A 23,973-nucleotide genomic window follows, 5' to 3' on the forward strand; every position below is an offset into this window, starting at 1 on the left:
TGCGAAAGTGGGGCTGGCATTGGGGCACAGAGTCTTTGTCGATTGTACCTAGCCTCCCGCACCCTCCACCCTTCCACCCGGATGGTATCCCGGTAGGCTCCGGGTGGAAGGGTGGAGGGTGCGGGAGGCTAGGTATGCGAGCGAATGCGAGCCAAAAACAGAATGTCCAATACACAACTACCCACAACCTTTGACCCGGCGCAGATTGAGGCGCGATGGTATTCCCATTGGGAGGATAACGGCCTGTTCCGGCCAGAACGCCCCGATGCAGAACCCTATACCATCGTCAATCCGCCGCCGAATGTGACCGGTAGCCTGCATATCGGCCACGCGCTCGACAACACACTGCAGGATATCGTCATCCGCTATGAGCGGCTGCGCGGCAAAGACGCGCTGTGGGTCGTCGGTACCGACCATGCCGGCATTGCGACACAAATGGTGGTCGAGCGTCAGATGGAGGAGCGTCAGGACAAGCGCACCAATTATTCGCGCGAGGAATTCGTCGATAAGGTCTGGGAATGGAAATACGAGAGCGGTGGGACCATCACCACTCAATTGCGTCGGCTGGGCTGTTCAATGGACTGGTCACGCGAACAGTTCACGATGGACGAGCATTTCACCAAGGCGGTGCTCAAGACCTTCGTTGATCTGTACAATGATGGCCTGATTTACCGCGACAAACGGCTGGTGAACTGGGACCCCAAGCTGAAGACCGCGATCAGCGATCTCGAGGTTGAGCAGCAGACTATTCCCGGCAGTTTCTGGCACTTCAAATACCCGCTCGCCGACGGGGTGACGCTGGATTCGGGTCAGGACTTCATCGAGGTCGCCACAACGCGGCCCGAGACAATGCTCGCCGATATGGCGGTCGCGGTGCATCCCAACGATGAGCGGTATGCGAGCGTAGTTGGCAAGCATGTTGTCCTGCCGATCACGGGGCGTCGCATTCCGATTGTGGCGGACGAACATGCCGATCCGGAGCTTGGCTCAGGCGCGGTGAAGATCACGCCGGGCCACGATTTCAACGATTTCGAAGTCGGCAAGCGCGCAGGGATCGCGGCGGGCGGTATGCTCAACATGCTCGATGGTGACGCCAATGTCTGTCAGGTCAACGACGACGCGAAAATCCCAGATGAGTTCATCGGCCTGCACCGCTTCAAGCGTGACGGCACGCCAGGCGCACGCGAGCTTGTGGTTCAGAGGCTAAAGGAACAGGGCCATCTGATCCCGCATATCGCCAAGACCAAGAAAGGCGAAGAGGTCGAGCACGACGCCGAGCCGCGCAAGATCGCGACCCCGTTTGGTGATCGCGGCGGAGTGGTGATTGAGCCGTGGCTGACCGACCAATGGTATGTCGATGCGGAAAAGCTCGCCGCGAAACCAATTGAGCAGGTGAAGTCAGGCGAGATCGAAATCATCCCACAAAGCTGGGAGAAGACCTTTTTCAACTGGATGGAGAATATCCAGCCGTGGTGTGTTTCGCGCCAGCTGTGGTGGGGTCACCGGATTCCGGCCTGGTTTGGACCGGATGGAGCAGTCTTTGTTGCTGAAAGCGAACCGCAAGCTATCGAACAGGCCTTTGAGCACTACAACCCAGCTAAGCCTGAGGACTTGCCTGAGCTGACTCGCGATCCCGACGTCCTCGACACATGGTTCTCATCCGCGCTGTGGCCTTTCGCGACGCTTGGCTGGCCGGAGGACAATCAGCCGTTGCTCGAAAAGCACTTCCCCAACAACCTGCTGATCAGCGGGTTCGACATCCTGTTTTTCTGGGATGCGCGGATGATGATGATGGGGCAGTACAATATGGGTGAGGCCCCATGGCCCAAGCTGTATCTTCACGGGCTAGTCCGCGCGGCAGATGGCGCAAAAATGTCCAAGTCCAAGGGCAATGTCGTCGACCCGCTCGGTCTGATTGACCAATATGGCGCGGATGCGCTGCGGTTCTTCATGGCGGCGATGGAAAGCCAGGGCCGCGACATCAAGATGGATGAGAAGCGGGTTGAGGGATACCGTAATTTCGCGACCAAGCTCTGGAACGCGACACGGTATTGCCAGTCCAATGGCATCGGCGCGAGCACCACGCTTGCCGCACCAGAGGCAAAACTTGCCGTCAACCAATGGATCATCGGTGAGGTGCAGAAGACGGTCGGTGAGCTTGATAAGGCCATGGCTGACCTGCGGTTCGATGCAGCGGCCAATACGATTTACCAGTTCACCTGGTCACGTTTTTGCGATTGGTACCTGGAGCTAATCAAGCCTCTCTTGATCAAGGATGATGAGCAGGCACCGGCCCCAGAAGCGGCGGTTCGCGAAACTCAAGCTGTTGCCGGATGGGCGCTCGACCAGATCCTCGTGATGCTGCACCCATTTATGCCGTTTATCACGGAGGAGCTATGGCATGCCCAAGGCGATCTCGCCGGGATTGATCGCAGCAATTACCCGCTAATCACCGCCAAATGGCCTGATCCCCGTGCAAGCGTTTCCAAAGATGCGACCGATGCGATTGATTGGACGATTCAGTTTACTAGCGCCGCGCGAACAGCTCGCAATGAGCTGGGTATTCCACCCGGCGTGGAACTTCGCGGGATGATCAAGGACCCATCCCCAATCGCCATGCAGGTATTAACGGGCAATGGGGCAGCCGCGATCTCACGACTGTCGAAGATCGGCCCATTTCTGATCACTGGCAAAGTCGGCGACAATATCGTCGAAGCACCGACCTTCAGGCCAGCGATGGAGATTGCGATCGGCGAGGATGTGATCCTCGTCGACCTTGAGGGGGCTATTGACTTGGAGGCTGAAAAAGCGCGCCTGACCAAAGCGCTCGAAGCATCCGAGAAAGAGGCGAAGTCGCTCGAAGGGCGGCTTTCCAATGCCAATTTCGTCGAACGCGCCAAACCTGAGGCAGTGGAGAAAGCCAAAGCCGATTTCGTGCATCATTCGGCAGAAGTTGAGCGTCTGAAGGCCGCTCTGAAACGGTTGGGATAACGCTATGAAACTCGATCACATGGTTATTCTGGTTCGTTCGCTTGAAATCAGCCTGCCATGGTATGCGACACTGCTAGAGCTGATCGGGTTCCACAAAACGCGCAGTCATGTGTGGTTGAGCGATGATGGCCTAGCCATCGATCTCATGCAAGCCGACGAAGGGACTGTGGACTATGCGCGCCGTGCACCCGGCCTTAATCATCTTGGCTTTACTGCACCCGATCATGCCGCGCTTGATGCAGTGCGCGAGGGAATGGCGAAGGCCGGCTTTGAAGTCCCGGACAAGCAGGAATTTGAAGGAATGACGGCCACTTTCTTCCGAGATCCGGAAGGCATGCGGGTTGAGGTTACGGTTTATGAGTGACGAATGAGCCTGATCCTCGCCACTGACGACACCGGAGCACCCGAGATTTTCGCCAGCCTGCAAGGCGAAGGACCAAGTGCCGGGATGCCGGTCGCGTTTGTGCGCTTGTCCCGCTGCAACCTCGCCTGCACATGGTGCGATACGGCCTATACATGGCGTTTTGGCCAGAACGGCGAAGATGATGAGCGCCCGCATCGCGATGGCGTGACTTATGATCGCAAGGCCAATCAGGTTGCGGTCTCGCCAGAGAAAGCCGCCGCCAAGATCGCGGCTTTAGGCCAGAAACGCCTCGTCATTACGGGCGGCGAGCCGCTGATGCAGTGCGGGCCATTGGCCGACATGCTGGCGATATTGCCGGATATCGAGGTGGAGATCGAAACGAACGGAACAACACGGGCGAGCGCTCATATCGATATTCGGGTTGACCAATATAATGTGAGTCCCAAACTCGCACATTCCGGCAATGATGCTGAATTGGCTCTAATTCCAGAAAGGCTCGATCACTACGCGGCTGATCCGCGCGCTTTCTTCAAGTTCGTGATCGCAAAACCGAGCGACGTCGATGAGGTCCTGACGCTACAGCAAAAATACCGCTTTAAACCCGATCACGTTTTCCTGATGCCGGAAGGGACGGACAGCGCGACCCTTCGTGAGCGATCAGAATGGCTCGCGCCGTTATGCCTCGAACATGGCTTCCGCATGTCCGACCGCCTGCATATTCATCTCTACGGAGATGAGCGGGGGACGTGATTTGTTTAGCCTCAAGCGCCGGCGTTCGCGTCCGCTCACTTAGGGTTGGCCTTTGGCCAGCTTCGCTTCCCGGCCTAACGGTACCGACGGGCAGTCGCCCTTGCGGCTCGCTGGACGCTCGCCGGATTAGTGCAAGCTCGGTGCGTAGCACCGCAAGCGCTACCGCGCGTCCGCAGCGATGCGACCTTCAGGTCGCGAGAGCGAGGATATCGCAGCACGGATGTGCTGCGGACAACAAAATCAAGGATAACGAATGTTATCCTTGAGCACGCCAGCGTTGGACAACGCGTTCCACTTGCTCTTCCTCGCCGCCGGTCTCGTTCCACAGCTCAACAAAGCTGGGGTCTTCCGATGCGGGTCGCTTGGCTTCTTCCAGATTATCAAAAGTAACACGGATAGGGATCGCCACGCCCTCACCGCAAATGATGCATTCGCGGTTACGCAAGGCAGGGATCGAATCGAGGAAGCCGCGCGCGCCCTCTGGCATCGCGCCACGCACAAAGGCCTGGTCACGATCGTTGTTCAAGCGCATGGAAATGATTGTGCCGCACTGTGAGAGAACACCCTCGGCCAAATCGGATGGGCGCTGCGTGATCAGGCCCAGTGAAATACCGTATTTACGCCCCTCTTTTGCGATCCGGCTAAGCACGTTGCCGACGCTAGAGCCGTCCGCATTTTTCTCACTCGGAACGTAACGGTGCGCCTCTTCACAAACCAACAGGATTGGCCGCGTTTTCTCTTCCCGACCCCAGATCGCAAAGTCGAACACCAAACGGCTGAGAACCGCCACAACGGTCGAGGTGATGTCTGACGGAACGCCCGAAACATCAATGATAGAGATCGGCTTGCCATTGCTAGGCATGCGGAAAATCTTGGCGATAAAGTCGGCCATCGTGTCGCCAACCAGCATTCCGGAAAACATGAACTGGAAGCGTGGATCGCTCTTTACCTCTTCGAGCTTGTTCTTGATCCGCATGTAGGGCGCAGAGTTGGTCGCCTTGTCGAGCTTACCCATCGCGTCTTGAATCGCGTTTGAGAGGTCTGACAGCAGATAGGGGATTGGTGAATCCACGGTAATCTTGCCCAGATTCTCAGCCAGGCGGCTCTTGCTGCGCGCCTGTAGCAGGCAACGCGCGAGAATATCGGAATCGACCTGCCGCTCATTGCCGCTGCTGGTCAGCAGGATTTCGCAATGTTCCTCAAAGTTCATCAGCCAATACGGCATTTGCAGGTTGGAAACGTCGAGGATCAAGCCTGTCTGGCGAAACGCAGCGGAATATTCGCCGTGCGGGTCAATCATGACGATATGACCGTCAGGCGCCGCCTCACAAATCCGGTGGAGGATCAGCGCGGCACTGGTCGATTTACCCGTACCCGTCGAACCAAGCAGCGCGAAGTGTTTGCCCAGCATCGCATCGACATAGAGACCGGCGCGAATGTCTTTGGTCGGGTAGACCTTACCAATAGTGACAGCTGAACGACCATCGCTCGCATAAACCTGCTTCAGGTCATTAGTGGTAGCTGGGTAAACAAGCGCTCCCGGCACAGGATAGCGGGTCACACCACGCTTAAAGCTGTGCAGCTTACCGGTCAGCTTCTCTTCCTGACCTTCGCCCAGAAAATCGATATTGGCGATGATGCCACCATCAGCCCGGCGATCCTGTTTCTGGTTGCGAACATTGGCGAGCAGCCAGCTATTGCCGACACGGATCTTGATCTGACTACCAACCTGACCGGCGAGAGCGATGGATGGATCGTCACTCTCCATGCATTCGTTCAGACGTTGCAGGTCAATCGCGATTTGCGAGCCGGAACCGGCGATCTCAAGCACAACTCCAATCGGATCAAGCGGTTCGGTCTTCGCCTCTGGCTTGGGTTCAGCCGGGGCCTCAGGGGCAGGCTCTGGAGGTTTCGCCAGCGTAGTGGGCGCCGGGCCACGAGGGGCCTGATCTGGGTTGGTAGTAGGTGATTGCTGCGCGCTCGGACGCGGTGGTGCCCCATTTGGTTGAATATCGCTGGGCGGAGCAGTCAATTCCGCTGGTGGAGGAGCCCGGCGAATGCGATCGCCCAATCGTGTTCCCGTCGTTTGCCCTGCCGCCTGGCCGCTCGGCGGAGTGGCCCCCACCTCACCAGCAGGATCAAATGTGCGGAAACTCTCGCGATTCATATCACTCATGGCTGTATATCCGTGCCCTCAATTAGAGGGTGGACATACGCAAAAAGCGGTTAAGATGGCGTCAACGATGCTGCGATTGATGAGGGATCGGTTGGCTTTTGTGACTACAGCAAGTCGTAGAAACGCCCAGCGGCCCACCCCATGGTGATCGAAAGGCCAACCGCCAGCAGCCCATATAACAACGACATATCTTGCGCAGAGCTCTCGACAAGCCGCTCAAACCCAACCTTCTTTACCTCGACCTCTGCCAAGGCAGAAGCGATCACCCGGCCATCGGTTACGGCGAACGTCTCCGCTGTATAGGTCCCGGTCACAACGTTGGACGGCAATGCGATCCGCGCCTGATAGAGAACCTGTTCACTTATCTGAACGCCGCCAATATCCTCTACATAGAGATCCTGACGCGTTTTGAGATCGACCAGCCCGGTCGCGAACCTCTCCTGTTCAGCCGGGTCTATCACGCCGCTTGGTGACAACTGTATATAACGCGTGCCGAATTCATAAATGGCGGCCGTTTTATCATCAACAATGTCATCGATGGGGCGCGACGATGCGACGGCAAAAAAGGAAGGCACTGACCGATAGTCCGTACTATCCGCATTGACCCAAATCCCGGCAAACCGTTCCTTCTCACGCAGACGGATCGGCGTGGAAGGCCCCTTGAGCACCACCACAATATCATATTGTGCCCCGGCGGCGAGACCACGCGGATCGAGGATCGCACCGAAAAGCAGTAACTCAGTGCCAATGAATCCCTGGCGAACCTGCACCTCTTTTTGCGAAACCTCTGGCACAAGGATCGGGTCGCGTTGTCCCATCACCATCAGCGCACACACTATGAGGAGAAATGCCCTCATAGTGGTGTCACCGTGTATATCTCGTCAGGCTGCACAAACAGGCCAAACAACATGCGCAGCGCAATCAGCAAAACGATGGTTGCGAGTATCACGCGCAGCATTTCAGGCTTCACCCTGCCCGCCAATTGCGTGCCCATCTGTGCGCCGGTCACTGACCCGATCAGCAGCAAGACAACCAGCACAATATCGACCGCTTTGGTGGTCAATGAGTGTGTCATCGTCGCGGCAATGGTGACGAAGAGGATATAGAACAGGCTCGTTCCCACCACGACATTACCGCTCATGCCCAGAATATACAGCATGGCCGGGACCAGCAGAAAGCCACCGCCCACCCCCATCAGCATCGTCAAAATGCCGACAATCACACCAAGGATAAGCGGCGCGAGCGGCGAGATATACAGACCCGAGCCATAAAATCGCCAACGCCCGGGCATAGCCGCCACCAGCGGGTGATGACGCCTGCGCTTCGGCTGAGATTGCGCCGTTGTGCCACGGATCGTCTGGATCGCCTCTCGCATCATCATCGCGCCGATGGAGCCGAGCAAGACAACGTAAAGCGAGTTGATCACAACATCGATCTGGCCAATCGCGCGAAAAAAGCGGAACAAAAGCGCGCCAAGGCCCGCGCCAATTATCCCTCCACCCACCATCACCGAGCCCATACGGAAATCAACGCCCGCACGCTTGCGGTGAGCAAGAACGCCCGAAACGCTCGCCCCGGTCACCTGTGTCGATGCGGATGCAGCCGCCACAGTGGGCGGCACACCGTAGAAAATGAGGAGCGGAGTGGTGAGAAACCCTCCGCCTACGCCGAAGAGACCAGAAAGAATGCCAGTTACACCTCCTAGCGCGACAATCCACAAGCCGTTTACGGCAAGGTTCGCGATGGGGAGGTAAACGTCCATGGTTTAGCCCTATCCCAGCAGCACGGGGGATAAAAGGCCAGTGAAGCTAGAAACTTGGCTAGAAGCCCGTCGAGAGGGTGAGTGCAGCGCCTGAGCCCGGCTCGGCGTCACCGGCGACCCTCACGCGATAATCAATCGAAAGCCGCGCGGGAACTTCGCCGAGACGAACCGTAACATTTGCTGTCGGACCAAGATCAAGCCGGGCCGCGCCCTCTTGCGCGCCGCCCCACACACCTGCACCGGCGCTGATCTTGCCCAGATCGAACTGTGCGACTTCGCCCTCTGCAATAAGATTGCCATCGGCGAACGCGGTGGCGAAGTCGCCGCCTACATAACCCGCCTGCGCGTAGCCACGCAGCTTGAGCCCCAGTGGCAAGCCAGATCGCTCGCCGCCTGTGGTCACAAACGCGGCTGGTCGAATTTCTTTGCGGCCTGACTGTTCGGACAGGCGCGCTTCGCCGTGTAGCGTCACCGGCACACCGGATAATGGACGTGCGCTAAGGCCCAAAGCCACATCGCGGTCATCAGGTCCGGCAAGCGCTTGTGTCACCCGCGCATAGACCTGCGGCTGGAACCGAGATTGTGGGCGCAAGCGATAGCGCAACACCGCACCGGCCTGACTCCGTACCGTAACTAGGTGCCGCAAAGTTACCCGTACCGACTATTTGGCTATCCTGACGGAAGAATAGCCAGCTATCCACGCTCAGTCGTGAACCACGGTCTTGAGCCGTCCTTGGCACTGCGCTGGCATGACCTGCGCTCGGGTCGGTTTGACGCGATGCCTTGGCCAAGTGCTGCTGAACAGGTTTCGGTAGGGGCACATGCGCCATTGCTGCCATCCAGAGCAGGCTATGCGATGCCGCCGTTTCTGCCTGCTCTTCCGGGCTTGTAACCGTTACGCCTGGCTGCTGTTCAGATGTGGGCGCATCCCATATCTCCCGCATAGGCAGATCAAAGACAGGTGCCTGGATTTCTTCATTGGTGGCTTTCGAGAAGGCTGCGCCAGTTCGCGCTTCGTCGAAACCGACGGAGAATGTAACATCCCGCTGCCGAGCCTCAGGCTCAACCATGCTCGCTTCTTCACCAAGTGATGCGCTGGCGAAAGCCGGAGTCTCCGTTGCAAAGGAATAATCCCAGAATGCCGAACGCACTATTACCCAGCCAGCGAGCACCGCACACAGGACTATCAGCGGTTGTCCCTGCTTTCGCGTAGCGCCACTCATGTCGTGGCCCCCATTGGTTTCAGGATTGACTGATCCGTAGTCGCCGGGTGCAATGCATGTTCAGTCTTATCCCAGAGAACGGGTGCCCCGCGCAATGACCGGACATAGGCAAACAAAGCGCGACGTCCGGCAAGTATTGCGATCCAGTTCGAGACAAACGTTCTGGGGATCGAACAGAGCCCCTCCACGATACCGAACTCACGGGTGGTAAAGACGAACCGCATCGCAAATCGCCATCCCAGCGCCGCCATATTCGCCACGAGCAACATGGTAACGGTTGGGGAATAGTCAGGCGGGCTGATCCAACCCAATTGCGAGGCAATGATCGATACACCGAACAGGGCAATAAGCAGATATGCGATGGAAAGCAGAATGGCAGCGAAAGGGCCGCGCCGATCACGCAATTGCATCCACATCTGCACTGGCCCGCCTTGCCAACCAATGCGGTCCCAGCCCTGCAACGCAATACCCTGAACCCAGCGGGTCTTTTGTCGGACAGCCTGATCAACCCTGGTCGGAAAGTAAGACCGCGTCGCTACCAGCGCTCCCTCAGCCGTCCGTACACGCAAGAACCGGTCTCTGCCGCCAAGCGCCTTGATCTGAAGGCCGAGTTCATAATCCTCAGTCAGCGAATCAACCTGAAATGGCCGAGCATCCGGCGCATGGTCAACGATGACCTCCAGCATATCGCGAGCAATGGCGCAGCCGACCCCCGCCCCCGGAATCCCCGCACCAAGCGCGTTGCGTACCACCATGGTCTTGCCATGCGCCTCGGCAAACTCATCTGAATAATGTCCGGCTATCCATCGTGATTGCCTGCGAGGCAGCGCTAAAACCGGGATTTGAACAAACTCAGCGGAATCGATGGCGCGGTCCATCGCGCTAAGCGCATGCCTGTCGACCATGTCCTCTGCATCGTGAAGGATCACCATACGCGCCTGCTGCCCAGAACGCATTTCATCAACGCGCAGCGCATCATACAATCGATTCAGACAATCAGCCTTTGATGTCGGGCCTTGCTGATCGTGAATGACAAGGCGAACTCGCGGATCACCGCCAACAGCCTCCATCGCCGCAGTAAGGGTCGCGGGATCATTGCGATAGCACCCAACGTAGATTCGTAATTGTTCATGCTTCCATGCCTTCAACGCATGAGCCAGAGTTTCCCCGATTACTTTCGACTCTTGCCACGTCGGAATGAACACCGCCGCCATACCTGTCAGTCGCGCCCCGCGACGATCGTGCTCTGGGATATGATGCGTGCGTACACGCCCGGTCAGGCGCAGAAAAATGTAGGTGATGTCGACGGCAAGCTCGTCGATTGCACCGATGAGGAAGAAGACCGCTGCGAACAACAGCAACTCGTTCTGTATAACAGAAAGCCAACTGCCCAAATCGGTCTGCAACAGTGTCATGACTGGGTTCCCCACTATTTCGAAGCGTAACTCAGTAAAACCGTACTTGCAACGGCGGGGAGTTTCCTAAAGAGAGCGTTGCCAAGATGAATCAGTCAAATTCCCCAATTCGGTCAGTTTTCGCGCCCGTTCGCGCTCTTTTTGTGGGCGACGCATCTGCAGGCATCCTGCTTATTCTGGTGGCAGCAGCCGCCATGATTGCGGCCAACTCGCCGCTTGCCGATGAATATCGTGACCTCTTCTATGGCAAGTTGCCATGGACACCGATCCCCAAACTCAAGGATCTTCATCTGTGGATCAACGATGGTTTGATGGCGGTCTTCTTTTTTGTTGTCGGCTTGGAAGTAAAGCGCGAGGTGGTCTGTGGTTCTTTGGCGAACCCTGCTGCACGCCGCCTGCCGATGGTGGCCGCTCTGGCCGGCATGTTGGCCCCGGCGGTACGTGTACTTGCTGGTATCGGGCGGTGGGCAATATACCAACGGGTGGGCGATCCCTGCGGCGACCGATATTGCGTTCGCGATGGGCGTGCTGGGCCTGCTGGGCAATCGCGTACCAGCCTCGTTGCGCCTGTTCCTGCTAACCGTCGCAATTGTCGATGATATCGGTGCTGTGCTGGTCATCGCCGTGTTCTACACCCCTGCCATCAAGATGGTGTGGCTTGTCGCATCTATCGTGGTTGTGGGGTTAATGTTCGGGCTGAACAGGATGAAGGTTGGCGTGTTCTGGCCCTACATCCTGCTCGCACTCGTGCTCTGGTACTGTGTTCTGCACAGCGGTGTGCACGCCACCATTGCTGGCGTCGTCGCTGCGCTGACCATCCCGCTACAACGCTCTGACGGCAATTCCATGCTTGAAAAGCTTGAGCATGGCCTCGCCCCGTGGAGCGCTTATCTGGTCGTGCCGATATTCGGGTTTGCCAATGCAGGCGTATCATTCGCTGGAATGGGCGTCGGCGCATTGCTGGAACCGCTGCCGCTGGCGATTGCCGCTGGTTTGGTGATTGGCAAGCAGTTGGGAATTTTCTCAATCGTGTATATCGTCGACAAGATCGGATTTGCGGCCCGGCCCGCGAATGCGAGCTGGGCAGAGGTTTGGGGCATCTCCATCCTGTGTGGGATCGGCTTTACGATGAGCCTGTTTATCGGCGGGTTGGCATTCCCCGGGGCGCCATTGCTGGTTGAGGAGGCCAAGATCGGCATCCTCACTGGCTCAGCCATATCGGCTGTGCTGGGCTTTATCGTACTGCGACTGACCACCACGCACACAGCGGCAGAATGTGACGATCAGGGCAATCAGCCGAGCCAAGCCTAAACCGCATCACCAGCTGCCAGTATTCTCCATGCTGGCCCATGGCTCTTTCGGTTCAAGGTGCCCATCCTGAAGCAATTCCACCGACACTCCATCAGGTGATTTGACGAAGGCCATATGTCCATCGCGCGGCGGGCGGTGGATCGTGTGCCCGGCATCTGCGAGCCGCTGACACGTCTCGTAGATATTCTCCACGCGGTAGGCGAGATGGCCGAAGTTACGTCCGCCATCATATTCTTCAGGTTTGCTGCCATCCTCCGGCGGCCAGTTGTAGGTCAGCTCTACTTCTGCGACGCCTTCTTGGCCGGGGGCAGCAAGGAAAATCAACGTAAAGCGCCCTTGCTCGACATCGAACCGACGCACCTCTTCAAGCCCGATCAGATCGAAGAAATCAACCGTCGCGTCCGGATCGGACACCCGGATCATACTGTGTAGATATTTGACCACCTGAAATTCCATTCATCTACGTTAAAGCACAGTTCATCGCTATTCTTGCATCAGCTCGCCTCATCATACTGATGCGAAGGGGATGCCACCATGTCACACACAAACGAACCACCGCAAAGCACAAACGATCCAATTGAAACGACTTCGGCCAAAACAAAGCGATGGCTTGGTAGTGCAGGAATTCTGGCAGTCGGAATGATGGTCGGCGGTTTTGTGCTGGGCGATGGTCTGGTGCGCATGAAGGGGGCAGAGCGGTCGGTAACAGTCCGCGGGCTGGCGGAACGTGAAGTGACGGCGGATTTGGCGACGTGGACGATCTCTTACTCCAATGTCGCGCTGACCCTGCCCGAAGCACAATCAGGTGCGGATCGTGACGATGCAGCGATTCGAGAGTTTTTGGGTGATCTTGGTTTCCCTGAAGAGGCGCTCAGTCCGGCGGGGATCAATGTATCGAGCTATACCGACCGCAATGGTGTGACCCGTTACACTGTGCGGCAACGGCTGATCCTGCGTACTAACGATATCGAACGAGCGCAGAACGCCGTCCGCAAACAATCCGATCTGGTCCGTAAGGGCGTTGTTCTGGAAGACGGATCGTCGATGCAGTTCACCTTCACAGGCTTGAATGCAATCAAACCCGAAATGGTGGCAGAGGCGACCCGCGATGCCCGCGCTGCCGCGGAGCAATTTGCGCAGGATAGCGGCGCGAATGTCGGAGCGATCAAGTCTGCAACGCAGGGATACTTCTCGATCAACGCGCGCGATGGTGAGGCGGGTGGCTGGGGCATTGGCGACACCCCGCACAAGAAAGTGCGCGTGGTGACGACTATCGGCTTTGGACTAGACTAGACCGCACAAAAAGGCTGCGTACCCTTGACGAGCACGCAGCCTGAGATGTTTGTATCATGCCCCGAAAGGCAATCCGCTTAGAACGAAGCGCTGACCGTTACGACCAGAGCATCATCGACAAAGTCGTAAGCTGGGGCGACAATGTCGCCTTCCGCGCCAACATAAGAGACGCCGAGTGTGAGAGGTCCATAGATCGGCATCTCTGCACCAACCGACCAGTCAAGCGCGCTTCCGCTATTGGTGAAGGTGAGGAAGCCGTCTGTGGCACCAAGGTGACCCGTCAGGCTGACCGGTGTTCCAGGAATGCCGACGCCGACATCGGTATAGAGATACAGGTTATCGGTTCCACCGAGCGAATCCTGCTCTGGCGCATACGCAACACCGGATGTGACGCTGGCAGGACCGAGGTCGAAGCTGAGCGAGCCATAAAACTCTATATAGTCCGTTTCACCAGCCGCAGCAGGTGCATCGGGATAAAGATAGCCAATGACCCCAACATCGACTGACAGGCCCTCGCCCACGTCGCCGCTCCAGCCGCCGTATACGTCAAGCTCTGTTGAGCCGAAACCGACGGTATCTTCGTCAAGCGAAGAGGCCCAAGTGCCGACGTAAAAGCCAGATTTATGTGAAACGTCGAAACCGCCCTGAATGGCGAGCTCGCCACCGGACAAGTCAACGCCGCGGAAGCGGTATTCGCTGGTGATGGCCACATTGGCCGAAACTGTGATGGGACCTGCCTCTTCTTCTTCCTGCGCATAAGCAGGGGCGGACAGAGACAGAGTAACAAATGCAATAGTTGCGGCGAGGCCGCGAGAGGACGTGAGCATGACACACTCCATTAAATGGTTGTCGCTTCGTCCCACCTGCGATTTCGCAGGGCCCTTATTTTATGCGGGTTCCTCATGCGAAAGCACATCTTCATTTCACCATCAGCGCCAAACTAGCAAGTCTATTTCCCACAAGCTTTATCTGTCACGACAAAAGAGTGACTATTGTGCAACTGCGAAGGAATGCCCACATCGCTGGCGTGTTGCGGCACCCTCTGCACTCGCCTATGCGCTCGACACCAACCAAATCATACAAACCTAATGCTTAACTCGATCAAAAAATTCATCGGTGCTGACCGGCCAAAAAAGTCACTTCCTCAGGTTCCTGAGGGAGAGCGTATCTATTGCATCGGCGATATTCATGGCCGCTTGGACCTGTTCGTCGCTTTGGCCGATGCGATTGAAGCTGATGATAAAAACCATGGCGCAGCGAAAACAACAATCATCTTGTTGGGCGATCTGGTCGATCGCGGGCCAGAGAGCGCCGGCGTCATTGCAAAAGCGCGCAGCTGGGGGCAGCGCAGAAACCTGCGCTATCTCGCGGGCAATCACGAGGAAATGTTTCTCGAAAGTTTCTCAGACCTCGAAATGCTGCGCCATTTCGTGAAACATGGCGGGCGCGAGACGATCCTGAGTTATGGCATCGCGAAAAAGGACTATCGCGAACTCTCCTTGGAGGATTTGCAGGTCGCGATCGCAAGACTTGTTCCGCAAGAGGATCGGGATTTCCTAGAGAGCTTTGAGGAAATGATCATCGCGGGCGACTATGTTTTCGTCCATGCCGGGATCGATCCCAAGCGCCCGCTGGACGAGCAAAAACGCAAGGATATGCTCTGGATTCGCGAACGCTTCTTGCGCAGTACAGAGCCGCTGAGCCACGTCATTGTGCATGGCCATACGATCTTCGACGATGTTGAGGATTGCGGCAATCGTATAGGAATCGACACAGGAGCGTTCCGAAGCGGGATGCTAACGGCGCTGGTACTTGAGGGTACGACGCGGCGCTATATTCAGGCCGTCGATAATGACGGATCGATCGAGATTCGAAATACGGAAGGTAAATCATGAAAATTGCAATGGTAGGATCAGGCTATGTCGGCCTGGTATCCGGAGCCTGTTTCGCCGATTTTGGCCATGATGTGGTGTGCATCGACAAGGATCAGTCAAAGATTGATCGTCTGCATGAAGGTATCATGCCGATTTACGAGCCTGGTCTCGCCGAATTGGTCGAGAACAATGTGAAATCTGGCCGCCTGCGTTTTACCACTAGCCTGCCGGAAGGCATTGCAGGCGCCGACGCCATCTTTATCGCCGTTGGAACACCTAGCCGTCGTGGCGATGGGCATGCGGACCTCTCCTTTGTCTACGCTGTCGCAAAAGAAGTTGGCGAAAGCCTTTCTAATGACGCAGTCGTTGTGACCAAATCCACCGTGCCAGTGGGGACTGGTGACGAAGTAGAACGCATCATCGCCGAAACCGGAACCAAATATAAGGTGTCCGTCGTTTCCAACCCGGAATTCCTGCGCGAGGGCGCTGCAATCGGCGACTTCAAGCGCCCTGATCGTATTGTGATTGGTGCCGAGGATGATTTCGACCGCGACGTCATGCGCGAAGTCTACCGCCCTCTGTTCCTTAACGAATCGCCAATTCTCTTCACAGAGCGGCGAACATCGGAATTGATCAAATATGCGGGCAACGCATTTCTCGCGACGAAAATCATGTTCATCAATGAAATCGCCGATCTTTGCGAAAAAGTCGGCGCGAATGTGCAGGATGTCAGCCGTGGCATCGGCCTGGACAATCGTATCGGCTCGAAGTTCCTCAATGCTGGCCCGGGCTATGGCGGCTCATGCTTCCCCAAGGACACGCTGGCATTGCTGAAAACCGCAGAGGATTATGACAGTCCAATCCGCATTGTCGATGCGGTCGTCAAAGCCAATGACACCCGCAAACGCGCGATGGGCCGCAAGGTCGTCGATGCCTTGGGCGGGCCAGAAGCTGCGCGCGGAAAACGCGTTGCGTTGCTCGGTCTTACGTTCAAACCCAACACGGACGACATGCGCGATTCACCTGCAATTGCCGTCGCACAAACACTCACCGATGCAGGGGTTGAGGTTACCGCCTACGACCCAGAAGGCATGGAGCTTGCCAAGCCGCTGATGCCCGACGTTGAGATGAAGGACAGCCCCTACGCAGCGATTGAGGATAGCGATGCAGTCGTGATCGTGACTGAGTGGGATGCGTTCCGCGCGCTTGACCTCAAAAAGGTCAAGGGGCTGGTTAAGGCGCCAGTGATGGTCGATCTGCGCAACATATATCGCCCCGAAGATATGCGGGAAGCCGGCTTCACCTATGTGAGCATCGTACCGCGCTTGATCTGTCAGGCGGGTCTCGTCAATCGCGACCCGCCGCAATTCTGCGATGCCCCAATGAGCCTGCGCGTTATCTTTCCTTAGCCACCTGCCCAAGCGCCAGAGCTGCGAATAATGTGGCAGCCGTTCCCGCTGCACCTGCGGCAAACGGGGCCGGGAATCCAACCGCCATGCCTGCGATGTTAGTGACAATTGCTGCCAGTCCGGTGAGCGCTGCGAGGCCGCCGAGTGCTTTTGCCAACCCTCCCTTGCGCCGTAAAATAGCCGCGCCCAGAGACAGACCAGCAAGGCCAATCAATGCTTTTGCCGCGAAATAGAAGAAGAATGCACCGCTGACGAAGGTGTAGAACAGCGCAGGATCGTCTCCGCCAACGCGCGCAGCGGGCTCAAACATGGCCAGACCAATACCGATCTGAACCGTGTTGAATATGCCCGATAGTCCCAGAGTGACTAGCGCCAGCTTATGCGCCGCACCCTTCGCCAGCGTCAAAAACGATCCGATCGAGATCGCCAGAAATGCGACCGCCTCGATTGTCCAAACGGTGGTTACTTCGCTGCCCCGCTCATCGAAATATCGGATGACATCGCTTCCCATAGTCGGTGCCCCAGCTTCAGCGGGCTGTGGACCGCCCAAAGAGACCATGTAAACGATTTGCAGCACTACGGTGGCAATCAGAGCCACTACTATTATTTGCTGACTTCGCATTGCGTGCATCACTTCCACCCCTTTATTCGAGCGAGCATCCCCGCTTCATTAAGAAGATGTGATGCGATCTGGAAGTTCGCCGCTCAAACACCAATCCACCAACGGTCAGTCTAGCCCGCCCAGTGGTCAGACAGCGCGCAGTTAACTATCCGTCTGGGCCGCGATCCAGCGATCAATCTTGGTCTCAAGCACCGGCAATGGCAGCCCCCCAGTGTTGAGAATTTGAGCGTGGAAATCCTTAATGTCGAAGTCGTCGCCCAGCTTATCCTCGGCCCGCGCGCGCAATTCCTGAATTTTCAGCGCACCAATCTTGTAGGCCAAAGCCTGACTGGGTATCGCAATATACCGATCAACCTCAGCCACAACTTCGGTGCGGGTCATGCCCGAATTGTCGAGCATGAAGTCAATGGCTCGCTCGCGACTCCAGCCCTTGGCATGAAGCCCGGTATCAACCACCAGCCGCATCGCGCGAAGCTGTTCGTCCTGTAGCGTGCCATAACGATTCCATGGGTCGTCATAGAAACCCATTTCATAGCCCAATGTCTCTGCATAAAGCGCCCAGCCTTCGACAAAGGCGGTCGTCCCGCCAAAGCGCATAAAGGCGGGCAGCGCCTCATTCTCCTGCGCCAGACTGATCTGGAAATGGTGGCCGGGGGCGCCTTCGTGAAGGTAGAGCGTCATATTTCCCGTCGTCAGTCGGCTCGGCAGATCATAGGCATTGAAATAGAACGTGCCGGGGCGCGACCCGTCCGGTGTGCCGACCTGATACGACCCGCCTGCGCTAAACTGCTCAATCGCCGGGTCATAGGGTTTGATGACCAGCTCTGACTTGGGCAGCAAAGAGAAATACTCGCCGATCTTTTTGTCGACCTCTTCGCCGATGTCATAATAGCTTTGCGTCAGCGCCTCACGGCTCTTCGGCTTGAACTGTTCGTCTGTACGGACATAGTCGAAAAATTCGTTGACCGTGCCGTCAAAACCGACTTCGGCCCGCAGCTTGTCGAGCTCGCTCTTAATGCGTGCCACCTCAGTCAGGCCAAGCTCGTGAATGTAGTCAGCCTCCAGCGGTAGCGTCGTCGATCTCTCGATGAGCTGACGATACAGCGCATCCCCGCCCTTCATCTGGCTTAGTCCAACTTCCTCGCGCGCAACCGGCAGGTATTCTTCTCTCAAGAAGGTGCGAAGCTGAGCGTGAACATCGTAGATTTCCTGGGTTTTGGCCTCGTAGGCGGCGGTCAGGCGGGCTTTATCTTCGTCCGAGAAATCCTCTGGAAAAGCCTTCGTCGGTCCCATGAACTGGGATTCATCAATGGGTTGATCCAGCTGGGTTGTGAGCTGCTCGATAACGTTGTTGATTGTCAATTTGGTCTCGACAACACCGCTTTCCATTCCCTCGCGAAACTTGCCAATCGCCCGCTCTGTCAGGGTGATGTAGTCATCGTGTCGTGACAGATTGTCTTCATAATTCTGGATCGTCTTGAATGGCGCTGCGCCCTGCCCGCTGGCGAAGGTTGGGTAGAATGTATGGAAACCGCTGAAGTGGTTAATCGTACCGTACTTCGGTGAGCGCGCGGATTTCATCAGTCGCGCCAAGCATCGACTGGTCCTGATTATATTTGAACACATCGTAAGCGAGCTGATCGGTTGAGTTCAGCTTATCACGATCAATTTGCGCCAACAGGGCGAGATTGAGCATCGTGTCCGTGCGCCCGGCGAGAAACTGAGCATCGGTAAGAAAATCACCAAGGCGGTCTGCACCTTTGTCGTCTCCGCGAAAGAGCCGTGAGATCGGGCTTAACTGCAATTGGCGCGCATCAGCATCTTCGAACAGCGCGAACAGCTTGTCATGCTCCGACTGTGCGGCCTCGGCAGGAGCGTCTTGCGCCTGATCCTGCGCGAATGCGGCAGTTGGCGCGCAAATAAATGCAGCAGACACGAGCAGAGCGGAATGGAGAATTTTCATGATTAGACCCTTTGGAACATGGCGCGCGGCATTAACCATGGTAAACGCCAGCGCAAGATCGCGTTCTGCGAGTGAGATTTCGCGCTCGACGAACTGACTTTCCCGGAAAGCTCCTTAAGCGCTGGTGGATCGGACCTTCACTCGATCACGCTTCCGCGTACCATCACGAAGTCGACATCTTCGAGCACCGTCACATCCCGAAGGGGATTGCCGTCCACCGCAATGATGTCTGCTGAATAGCCCGGCGCGATCCGGCCAATACTGTCTTGCATGCCAAGGATCTCTGCCGCGCCGGTCGTGGCGCTGGCCAATGCCGCGCGCGGCGTCATTCCTCCCTTCACCATCAGGGCAAACTCGCCCGCATTTTCGCCATGGGGAAATACCCCTGCATCGGTGCCAAAAGCGATTTTTACATCATATTGTAGAGCACGCTGAACGATGGTGCCCGCAAACTCGCTGACCGCACGGATCTTATCCTCGACAACGGGGGTGTAAAAGCCTTTGCCGAGGTTCTTCTTGATCCCCTCAAAAGCCATGAGCGTAGGTACAAGCGTTGTGCCGCTGGCATTCATAGCCCTGGCCGCCGCCTCATCAATATAAGTGCCATGCTCAATCGTATGCACACCTGCCCGCGCCGCCGCCTCAATACCGCGCGCGCCATGCGCATGCGCTGCGACCTTCAGGCCAAGTGATTCTGCCGTGGTAACAATGCTACGCATTTCTTCGTCGGTGAAGTGTGCCTCCAAACCACGCCCCTGTTGGCTGAGGACACCGCCGGTCGCGGTGATTTTGATAAGGTCGGCACCATATTTGGACGCATCGCGCACCTTCTCTGCGCATTCGGTTGCGCCGGTACATGTAAATCCAGAATCGAGCACATCATTCACATGCTTGTGAAAGCCATTTGTATCGCCATGCCCGCCAACAATGCTGATCGTTCGGGCGCTGGTGACCACACGCGGCCCCGCGACAATGCCTTCAGCAGTGGCACGACGCAGCATTTGTGTGACCTGATCCGTGCGTGAGCCCAAATCGCGCACTGTGGTGAAGCCCGCCAATGCCGTGATCCGCGCATTCTTCGCCGCGATTAGCGTGAAATATTCGGGCGGCGTCGTCGCCGCGCGCCAGAACTCGCCGCTGGGATCGCCTGAGAGATGCGTGTGGAGATCGATCAGGCCGGGCAGGACCGTTTTGTCGGAGAGGTCGATAAAGATCGTACCTTCGGCCCGCGGGTAAATTGCCGCCGGGTCTTTCTCATAGACCGAAACGATCTTGCCATCTTGTACGATAACATGAGCCGGCCCTGTGGGTTCTGCGCTAGCATCCAATATGACGCTGCCAGCTTCGATTACGATGGTCTCAGCAGCCACGGGCGCGCAGACCATAGCTGCGATGGCTGCCAACAAAGTCTTGAAACGCATCACTAACTCTCCCTTTGGGAGCTGTATTGGACTTTATGCGTTATTGAGACAAGTGCGATGCGGTGCCGCCATGCCCGCGCTGCATGAGTTGCCAAGGGCGCTACCTTTGTTATGAATGCACGCAATAAGTCGCCTATACAGGGAAACAATCGAATGACACGCGGACTGCTTACCGTCGCCACTCTTCTGGCTTCAGCTTCCATCAGCGCCACAGCGATGGCGCGTCCAATGACCCCGGAAGACGTGGCCAAACTGGAAAACGTTGGCACAATGGCGGTGTCTCCAGACGGTAGCCGGATCGCCTTCACCACCTCCAGCCTGCCCGATGTAACGGAGGGCGAAGACAATGGCGGATCAACCTCTGAGCTGAAAATCGCAACCGGCCCGAACACCTATCGCGCGTTCCTGCCAGAGGATGTCAGCCCGCGCGGCGTCGCATTCTCACCCGATGGCCGCATGGTCAGCTTCGCATGGGCCAAGGACAAAGAGAAACGTGCGATCTGGGGTGTTCCGGTAGATGGCGGGACATATCGCAAACTCGCGGGCGTCGAAGATGCCAACGTCAATTCCTATCGCTGGGCCCCTGACGGGCAAAGCATGTACATGCTGGTCGGCGCGGCTCGAAGATAAACAACGCAAAGAACAGAAAAAGGCCGGTTTCAACTCGGTAGTTTACGAGGAGGAGTTCAAGCCCAACCGGCTGTTTGTGGCAAGCGTTGGCGAAGAAATTGATGAGGAGCCGCGTGAGATATCGCTGCCGGGCTATGTGACGGCATTCGACATTGCCAGAAATGGCCGGATGGGCGTTGTCGAGACTGCCCCCACCCCGCTTGTCGATGACAGCTATACGAAAAAGCGGGTCAACATCATCGACCTCAACTCTGGCAACGTTACGGCTGTTGTCGAAACACCCGGCAAGATCGGCGACGTCGAAATTTCGCCCGATGGCGGTTATTTGTCGCTCATCGCAGGTGTGGATGAAAACGATCCGGCTGCCACAACACTTCATATTGTGGACACTGCAACCGGCGAATACCGCGCGCTCAATGCGGGCGCAGCAGAGGCAGCGGTCGATGCCGAATGGCTTTCCAGCGGAGAGTTGGCAGCTGTTATCCATGTCGGTGCGCAATCCCGCCTGCGGATCTACACCGATGCTGGCACCAGCACTGATGATATCGATCCAGGCGATCTGATCCTGACACGGGTAGAGGCCGCTGGCGACACGGTTGCTTTCGCCGCGAACAGTCCATCCCATCCAACCGAGATGTTCGTGTGGAATGACGGCGACTTTGACCGCTGGACCAGCCACAACCCCTGGCTGGCCGATATCGATTTCGGTGAGCAACGCGCCTATACCTACACTGCGCGTGATGGTCAGCGGGTCGAGGGTGTTTTAATCGAACCTGTTGGCGGGGTTCCGCGCGGCGGCGCGCCGACCATTATGGACGTGCATGGCGGCCCCGAAGCGCACGAAAGCAATGGCTGGGTCACCAATTACAGCGGCCCGGGTCAGGTTGCCGCCGGTAAAGGCTATGCCGTGTTCCTGCCCAATTATCGCGGATCCACCGCTTACGGCACCGCCTTTTCCAAGCAGCATCAGAACGATTACGCCGGTAAAGAATTCAACGATATCGTTGATGCAAAGCGTGCGCTGGTGGCTGACGGAATTACTGACGCGGATCGCACCGGAATCACCGGCGGTTCCTATGGGGGCTATGCGACCGGTTGGGGCGCCACAGCGCTATCCGCTGAATATGCCGCAGCCGTCATGTTTGTCGGTATCTCCAATCAGATCAGCAAGTTCGGTACGGGCGATATCCCTTACGAAATGTACAATGTGCACAGCCGTAAATGGCCGTGGGATGACTGGCAGAAGATGTTGGAAGTGTCGCCGGTGTACCACGTGGACAAGGCCAACACGCCGATCCTGATCATGCATGGCGAGGAAGACACTCGGGTCGATCCGGGCCAAAGTCTGGAGCTGTATCGTTCGCTCAAAATCCGTAAGCCTGACCTGCCCGTACGGATGGTATTCTATCCGGGTGAAGGTCATGGCAACCGCAAAGCTGGCAGCCGGTATGACTATAATTTGCGCATGATGGGGTGGTTCGACACTTACCTGATGACGGGTGATCGCGGTGCCGCAATGCCCGCCCCACGCCCACAACTGGCGGACGGCGCAAAAGGTGCCGAAATGCCAGAGGATGACGAGGACTGAGGGCTAGCCCAACTTTTTATTCAAGGGGTCGCCAGTCGGCGGCCCTTTTTCCTTCCTGATCAAGAATGCACGGCTGCATTGCAGCCGCAAGCGCGACAGCGCGCCCGCAGCGTCGCGGATTTATCCGCAAGCCGCGGGGATATCGCAGCACGGAGGTGCTGCGGAAAACTAAAAAGTATACCCAACACCAATGCCGCCGAAGAACTGGTCTGCGCTGCCACGGATCGCCGTATACGGCGTGTCTGCCGCATCACCGACCAGCCGGGAATAGCCTCCGATCGCGTAAACGTTCCAACCACCGTTCGTCAGGCTTCCGTCGAGATCGAACGTGCTGATGACCGTCGCACCCAGGCTATTGAGTCCGCCATCTGCGGTAAATTCCGGCAATCCGCTGTCCGCACTCTGCTGTGCGCTGACCGAGTAATAGTAGTCGGCAAAGCTATCGTCGATGAACTGGGCTGACGCCGCGATCTGAATGGCCGACCCAAGCCCCATTGGCGTAAAATAGCCAAGACTAGGCTCCATAACCATCCCGTCATGAGCGCCCAGGACATCCCATCGCACAGAGGTTGATACCGTGACCCGGTCAAAACGGTTCAGGACACCGGGAAACGTTACTCCGGCATTTGCCCCCACCTCAAGAGCGGTATCGAGTTCGCCTGCAGCACGCACGACCTCGTCTTCGATTTGAGATTCGCGATCATTGCGCAACCGGAACGAGGGACCGAAGGATATGCTGGGCTTGTCCGAACCTGCGCCGGGAGGGCCGTCTGCTGGTGGTTGTGACAGCAAATCAAGGTTCAGACCGGGGCCATTAGGGCTGATCCCCACTCCGCCCACGCGCCCGACAATCAGCGGCAGCGGGAAAAACACATAATCATCTGATCCAGAATAGCTCGGTACCAGCCCCGCACCGATACCCAGGGTGATCCACGTATCATCGAAGACGATGTCGTTCATCGGAATTCCAGCAGGAGGGCCTGCGACCGGTCTTTCCGCTGGTGGGACTTGTTGTTCATCGCTGCTGTCCTGCGCCGACAAAGGGTTGGCAAATGCGGCACCGGTGGCAGCAATGATTGAGGTTAATCTTGAGAATTGCATTTACTGACTTTCGTTTTCGTTTCTGTATCAACGGGGTGATTCAGTTCCAGTTCCTAAACAGGCGCCAAACCATTGCTCCG

The 23,973-nt window shown here is 57.0% G+C and carries 19 protein-coding genes and 2 pseudogenes; 9 read left to right on the plus strand and 12 right to left on the minus strand.

Going from position 1 to position 23,973, the window contains the following annotated elements:
* The first annotated feature begins 162 nt into the window (after nt 1-162).
* From ACZ1GM_RS13250 to ACZ1GM_RS13260, 3 genes are read left to right on the plus strand one after another with little or no spacing between them, the layout of a single operon-like run.
* Complete coding sequence (locus tag ACZ1GM_RS13250) at nt 163-2,991, plus strand: valine--tRNA ligase (RefSeq protein ID WP_472676867.1); 2,829 nt, start codon at nt 163-165, stop codon at nt 2,989-2,991.
* A gap of 4 nt (nt 2,992-2,995) precedes the next feature.
* Nucleotides 2,996-3,355: a VOC family protein gene (locus ACZ1GM_RS13255; RefSeq protein ID WP_472676868.1), complete on the plus strand. Its 360-nt coding sequence runs from the start codon at nt 2,996-2,998 to the stop codon at nt 3,353-3,355.
* A gap of 3 nt (nt 3,356-3,358) precedes the next feature.
* Nucleotides 3,359-4,105, plus strand: coding sequence for a 7-carboxy-7-deazaguanine synthase QueE (locus ACZ1GM_RS13260; RefSeq protein ID WP_472676869.1), 747 nt, complete (start codon nt 3,359-3,361; stop codon nt 4,103-4,105).
* Between the two features lie 256 nt (nt 4,106-4,361).
* Here ACZ1GM_RS13260 and ACZ1GM_RS13265 read toward each other — a convergent pair whose 3' ends face one another.
* The 6 genes from ACZ1GM_RS13265 to ACZ1GM_RS13290 form a co-directional block, all read right to left on the minus strand.
* Entirely contained in the window at nt 4,362-6,281 is a 1,920-nt protein-coding gene (locus tag ACZ1GM_RS13265) for a helicase HerA domain-containing protein (protein WP_472676870.1), read from the minus strand.
* 104 nt (nt 6,282-6,385) lie between these two features.
* Nucleotides 6,386-7,138 carry a TIGR02186 family protein gene (locus tag ACZ1GM_RS13270; protein ID WP_472676871.1) on the minus strand — a complete coding sequence of 251 codons (753 nt, stop codon included), beginning with the start codon at nt 7,136-7,138 and terminating at the stop codon, nt 6,386-6,388.
* Nucleotides 7,135-8,043, minus strand: a complete 909-nt coding sequence (locus ACZ1GM_RS13275; protein ID WP_472676872.1) for a sulfite exporter TauE/SafE family protein — start codon at nt 8,041-8,043, stop codon at nt 7,135-7,137. Before ACZ1GM_RS13275 ends, ACZ1GM_RS13270 begins: the two co-directional genes overlap by 4 nt.
* Before the next feature lie 58 nt (nt 8,044-8,101).
* The gene (locus ACZ1GM_RS13280) at nt 8,102-8,593 is read right to left on the minus strand and encodes a hypothetical protein (RefSeq protein ID WP_472676873.1); all 492 of its coding nucleotides are present in this window, start codon (nt 8,591-8,593) and stop codon (nt 8,102-8,104) included.
* Nucleotides 8,568-9,266, minus strand: coding sequence for a hypothetical protein (locus tag ACZ1GM_RS13285; protein ID WP_472676874.1), 699 nt, complete (start codon nt 9,264-9,266; stop codon nt 8,568-8,570). Before ACZ1GM_RS13285 ends, ACZ1GM_RS13280 begins: the two co-directional genes overlap by 26 nt.
* On the minus strand, nt 9,263-10,681 hold the full coding sequence (locus tag ACZ1GM_RS13290; RefSeq protein WP_472676875.1) for a glycosyl transferase family protein: 1,419 nt from the start codon (nt 10,679-10,681) through the stop codon (nt 9,263-9,265). The genes ACZ1GM_RS13285 and ACZ1GM_RS13290 overlap by 4 nt, the downstream gene beginning before the upstream one ends.
* An 86-nt stretch (nt 10,682-10,767) precedes the next feature.
* On the opposite strand from ACZ1GM_RS13290, the pseudogene nhaA reads away from it, so the two are divergent.
* Nucleotides 10,768-11,992: pseudogene (gene nhaA / locus ACZ1GM_RS13295) on the plus strand (Na+/H+ antiporter NhaA).
* Between the two features lie 6 nt (nt 11,993-11,998).
* On the opposite strand, the gene ACZ1GM_RS13300 reads toward nhaA, so the two are convergent.
* Nucleotides 11,999-12,436, minus strand: a complete 438-nt coding sequence (locus tag ACZ1GM_RS13300; RefSeq protein WP_472678577.1) for a VOC family protein — start codon at nt 12,434-12,436, stop codon at nt 11,999-12,001.
* A gap of 90 nt (nt 12,437-12,526) precedes the next feature.
* Between ACZ1GM_RS13300 and ACZ1GM_RS13305 the strand changes: the two genes are divergently transcribed.
* The gene (locus ACZ1GM_RS13305; protein WP_472676876.1) at nt 12,527-13,285 is read left to right on the plus strand and encodes an SIMPL domain-containing protein; all 759 of its coding nucleotides are present in this window, start codon (nt 12,527-12,529) and stop codon (nt 13,283-13,285) included.
* 77 nt (nt 13,286-13,362) lie between these two features.
* On the opposite strand, the gene ACZ1GM_RS13310 is transcribed toward ACZ1GM_RS13305, so the two are convergent.
* Nucleotides 13,363-14,112, minus strand: coding sequence for a TorF family putative porin (locus ACZ1GM_RS13310; protein WP_472676877.1), 750 nt, complete (start codon nt 14,110-14,112; stop codon nt 13,363-13,365).
* 261 nt (nt 14,113-14,373) lie between these two features.
* On the opposite strand from ACZ1GM_RS13310, the gene ACZ1GM_RS13315 reads away from it, so the two are divergent.
* Entirely contained in the window at nt 14,374-15,180 is an 807-nt protein-coding gene (locus tag ACZ1GM_RS13315) for a metallophosphoesterase family protein (protein ID WP_472676878.1), read from the plus strand.
* Complete coding sequence (locus ACZ1GM_RS13320; RefSeq protein ID WP_472676879.1) at nt 15,177-16,568, plus strand: UDP-glucose dehydrogenase family protein; 1,392 nt, start codon at nt 15,177-15,179, stop codon at nt 16,566-16,568. The genes ACZ1GM_RS13315 and ACZ1GM_RS13320 overlap by 4 nt, the downstream gene beginning before the upstream one ends.
* Here the strand turns inward: ACZ1GM_RS13320 and ACZ1GM_RS13325 are convergent.
* The 3 genes and pseudogenes from ACZ1GM_RS13325 to ACZ1GM_RS13335 all read right to left on the minus strand — a co-directional run bounded on the left by ACZ1GM_RS13325 (nt 16,555) and on the right by ACZ1GM_RS13335 (nt 20,574).
* Nucleotides 16,555-17,166, minus strand: coding sequence for a hypothetical protein (locus ACZ1GM_RS13325; RefSeq protein ID WP_472676880.1), 612 nt, complete (start codon nt 17,164-17,166; stop codon nt 16,555-16,557). The two genes, ACZ1GM_RS13320 and ACZ1GM_RS13325, sit on opposite strands and share 14 nt — an antisense overlap.
* Before the next feature lie 165 nt (nt 17,167-17,331).
* A pseudogene (locus ACZ1GM_RS13330) lies at nt 17,332-19,153 on the minus strand (DUF885 domain-containing protein).
* A gap of 137 nt (nt 19,154-19,290) precedes the next feature.
* A complete protein-coding gene (locus ACZ1GM_RS13335) occupies nt 19,291-20,574 on the minus strand; it encodes a metal-dependent hydrolase family protein (RefSeq protein ID WP_472676881.1) in 1,284 nt (427 codons plus the stop codon).
* 153 nt (nt 20,575-20,727) lie between these two features.
* Here ACZ1GM_RS13335 and ACZ1GM_RS13340 point away from each other — a divergent pair, with 153 nt between their 5' ends.
* Nucleotides 20,728-21,204: a hypothetical protein gene (locus tag ACZ1GM_RS13340; protein ID WP_472676882.1), complete on the plus strand. Its 477-nt coding sequence runs from the start codon at nt 20,728-20,730 to the stop codon at nt 21,202-21,204.
* Nucleotides 21,128-22,792, plus strand: a complete 1,665-nt coding sequence (locus ACZ1GM_RS13345; RefSeq protein WP_472676883.1) for an alpha/beta hydrolase family protein — start codon at nt 21,128-21,130, stop codon at nt 22,790-22,792. Before ACZ1GM_RS13340 ends, ACZ1GM_RS13345 begins: the two co-directional genes overlap by 77 nt.
* Nucleotides 22,793-22,960: 168 nt before the next feature.
* Here the strand turns inward: ACZ1GM_RS13345 and ACZ1GM_RS13350 are convergent, their stop codons facing one another.
* Nucleotides 22,961-23,893 (minus strand): MipA/OmpV family protein, encoded by a 933-nt coding sequence (locus ACZ1GM_RS13350; protein ID WP_472676884.1) that lies wholly within the window; start codon nt 23,891-23,893, stop codon nt 22,961-22,963.
* Between the last annotated feature and the right edge of the window lie 80 nt (nt 23,894-23,973).

The organism is Qipengyuania sp. JB2-7, from assembly GCF_055693485.1.

Excerpts from the sequence above, each read along its gene's own strand:
- ACZ1GM_RS13320 (WP_472676879.1), top strand. The coding sequence starts at position 15,177 with ATGAAAATTGCAATGGTAGGATCAGGCTATGTCGGCCTGGTATCCGGA.
- ACZ1GM_RS13315 (WP_472676878.1), top strand. The coding sequence starts at position 14,374 with ATGCTTAACTCGATCAAAAAATTCATCGGTGCTGACCGGCCAAAAAAG.
- ACZ1GM_RS13290 (WP_472676875.1), bottom strand. The coding sequence starts at position 10,681 with ATGACACTGTTGCAGACCGATTTGGGCAGTTGGCTTTCTGTTATACAG.
- ACZ1GM_RS13250 (WP_472676867.1), top strand. The coding sequence starts at position 163 with ATGTCCAATACACAACTACCCACAACCTTTGACCCGGCGCAGATTGAG.
- ACZ1GM_RS13345 (WP_472676883.1), top strand. The coding sequence starts at position 21,128 with ATGCCAACGTCAATTCCTATCGCTGGGCCCCTGACGGGCAAAGCATGT.
- ACZ1GM_RS13265 (WP_472676870.1), bottom strand. The coding sequence starts at position 6,281 with ATGAGTGATATGAATCGCGAGAGTTTCCGCACATTTGATCCTGCTGGT.
- ACZ1GM_RS13275 (WP_472676872.1), bottom strand. The coding sequence starts at position 8,043 with ATGGACGTTTACCTCCCCATCGCGAACCTTGCCGTAAACGGCTTGTGG.
- ACZ1GM_RS13340 (WP_472676882.1), top strand. The coding sequence starts at position 20,728 with ATGACACGCGGACTGCTTACCGTCGCCACTCTTCTGGCTTCAGCTTCC.
- ACZ1GM_RS13285 (WP_472676874.1), bottom strand. The coding sequence starts at position 9,266 with ATGAGTGGCGCTACGCGAAAGCAGGGACAACCGCTGATAGTCCTGTGT.
- ACZ1GM_RS13255 (WP_472676868.1), top strand. The coding sequence starts at position 2,996 with ATGAAACTCGATCACATGGTTATTCTGGTTCGTTCGCTTGAAATCAGC.
- ACZ1GM_RS13260 (WP_472676869.1), top strand. The coding sequence starts at position 3,359 with ATGAGCCTGATCCTCGCCACTGACGACACCGGAGCACCCGAGATTTTC.
- ACZ1GM_RS13305 (WP_472676876.1), top strand. The coding sequence starts at position 12,527 with ATGTCACACACAAACGAACCACCGCAAAGCACAAACGATCCAATTGAA.
- ACZ1GM_RS13270 (WP_472676871.1), bottom strand. The coding sequence starts at position 7,138 with ATGAGGGCATTTCTCCTCATAGTGTGTGCGCTGATGGTGATGGGACAA.
- ACZ1GM_RS13350 (WP_472676884.1), bottom strand. The coding sequence starts at position 23,893 with ATGCAATTCTCAAGATTAACCTCAATCATTGCTGCCACCGGTGCCGCA.
- ACZ1GM_RS13310 (WP_472676877.1), bottom strand. The coding sequence starts at position 14,112 with ATGCTCACGTCCTCTCGCGGCCTCGCCGCAACTATTGCATTTGTTACT.
- ACZ1GM_RS13335 (WP_472676881.1), bottom strand. The coding sequence starts at position 20,574 with ATGCGTTTCAAGACTTTGTTGGCAGCCATCGCAGCTATGGTCTGCGCG.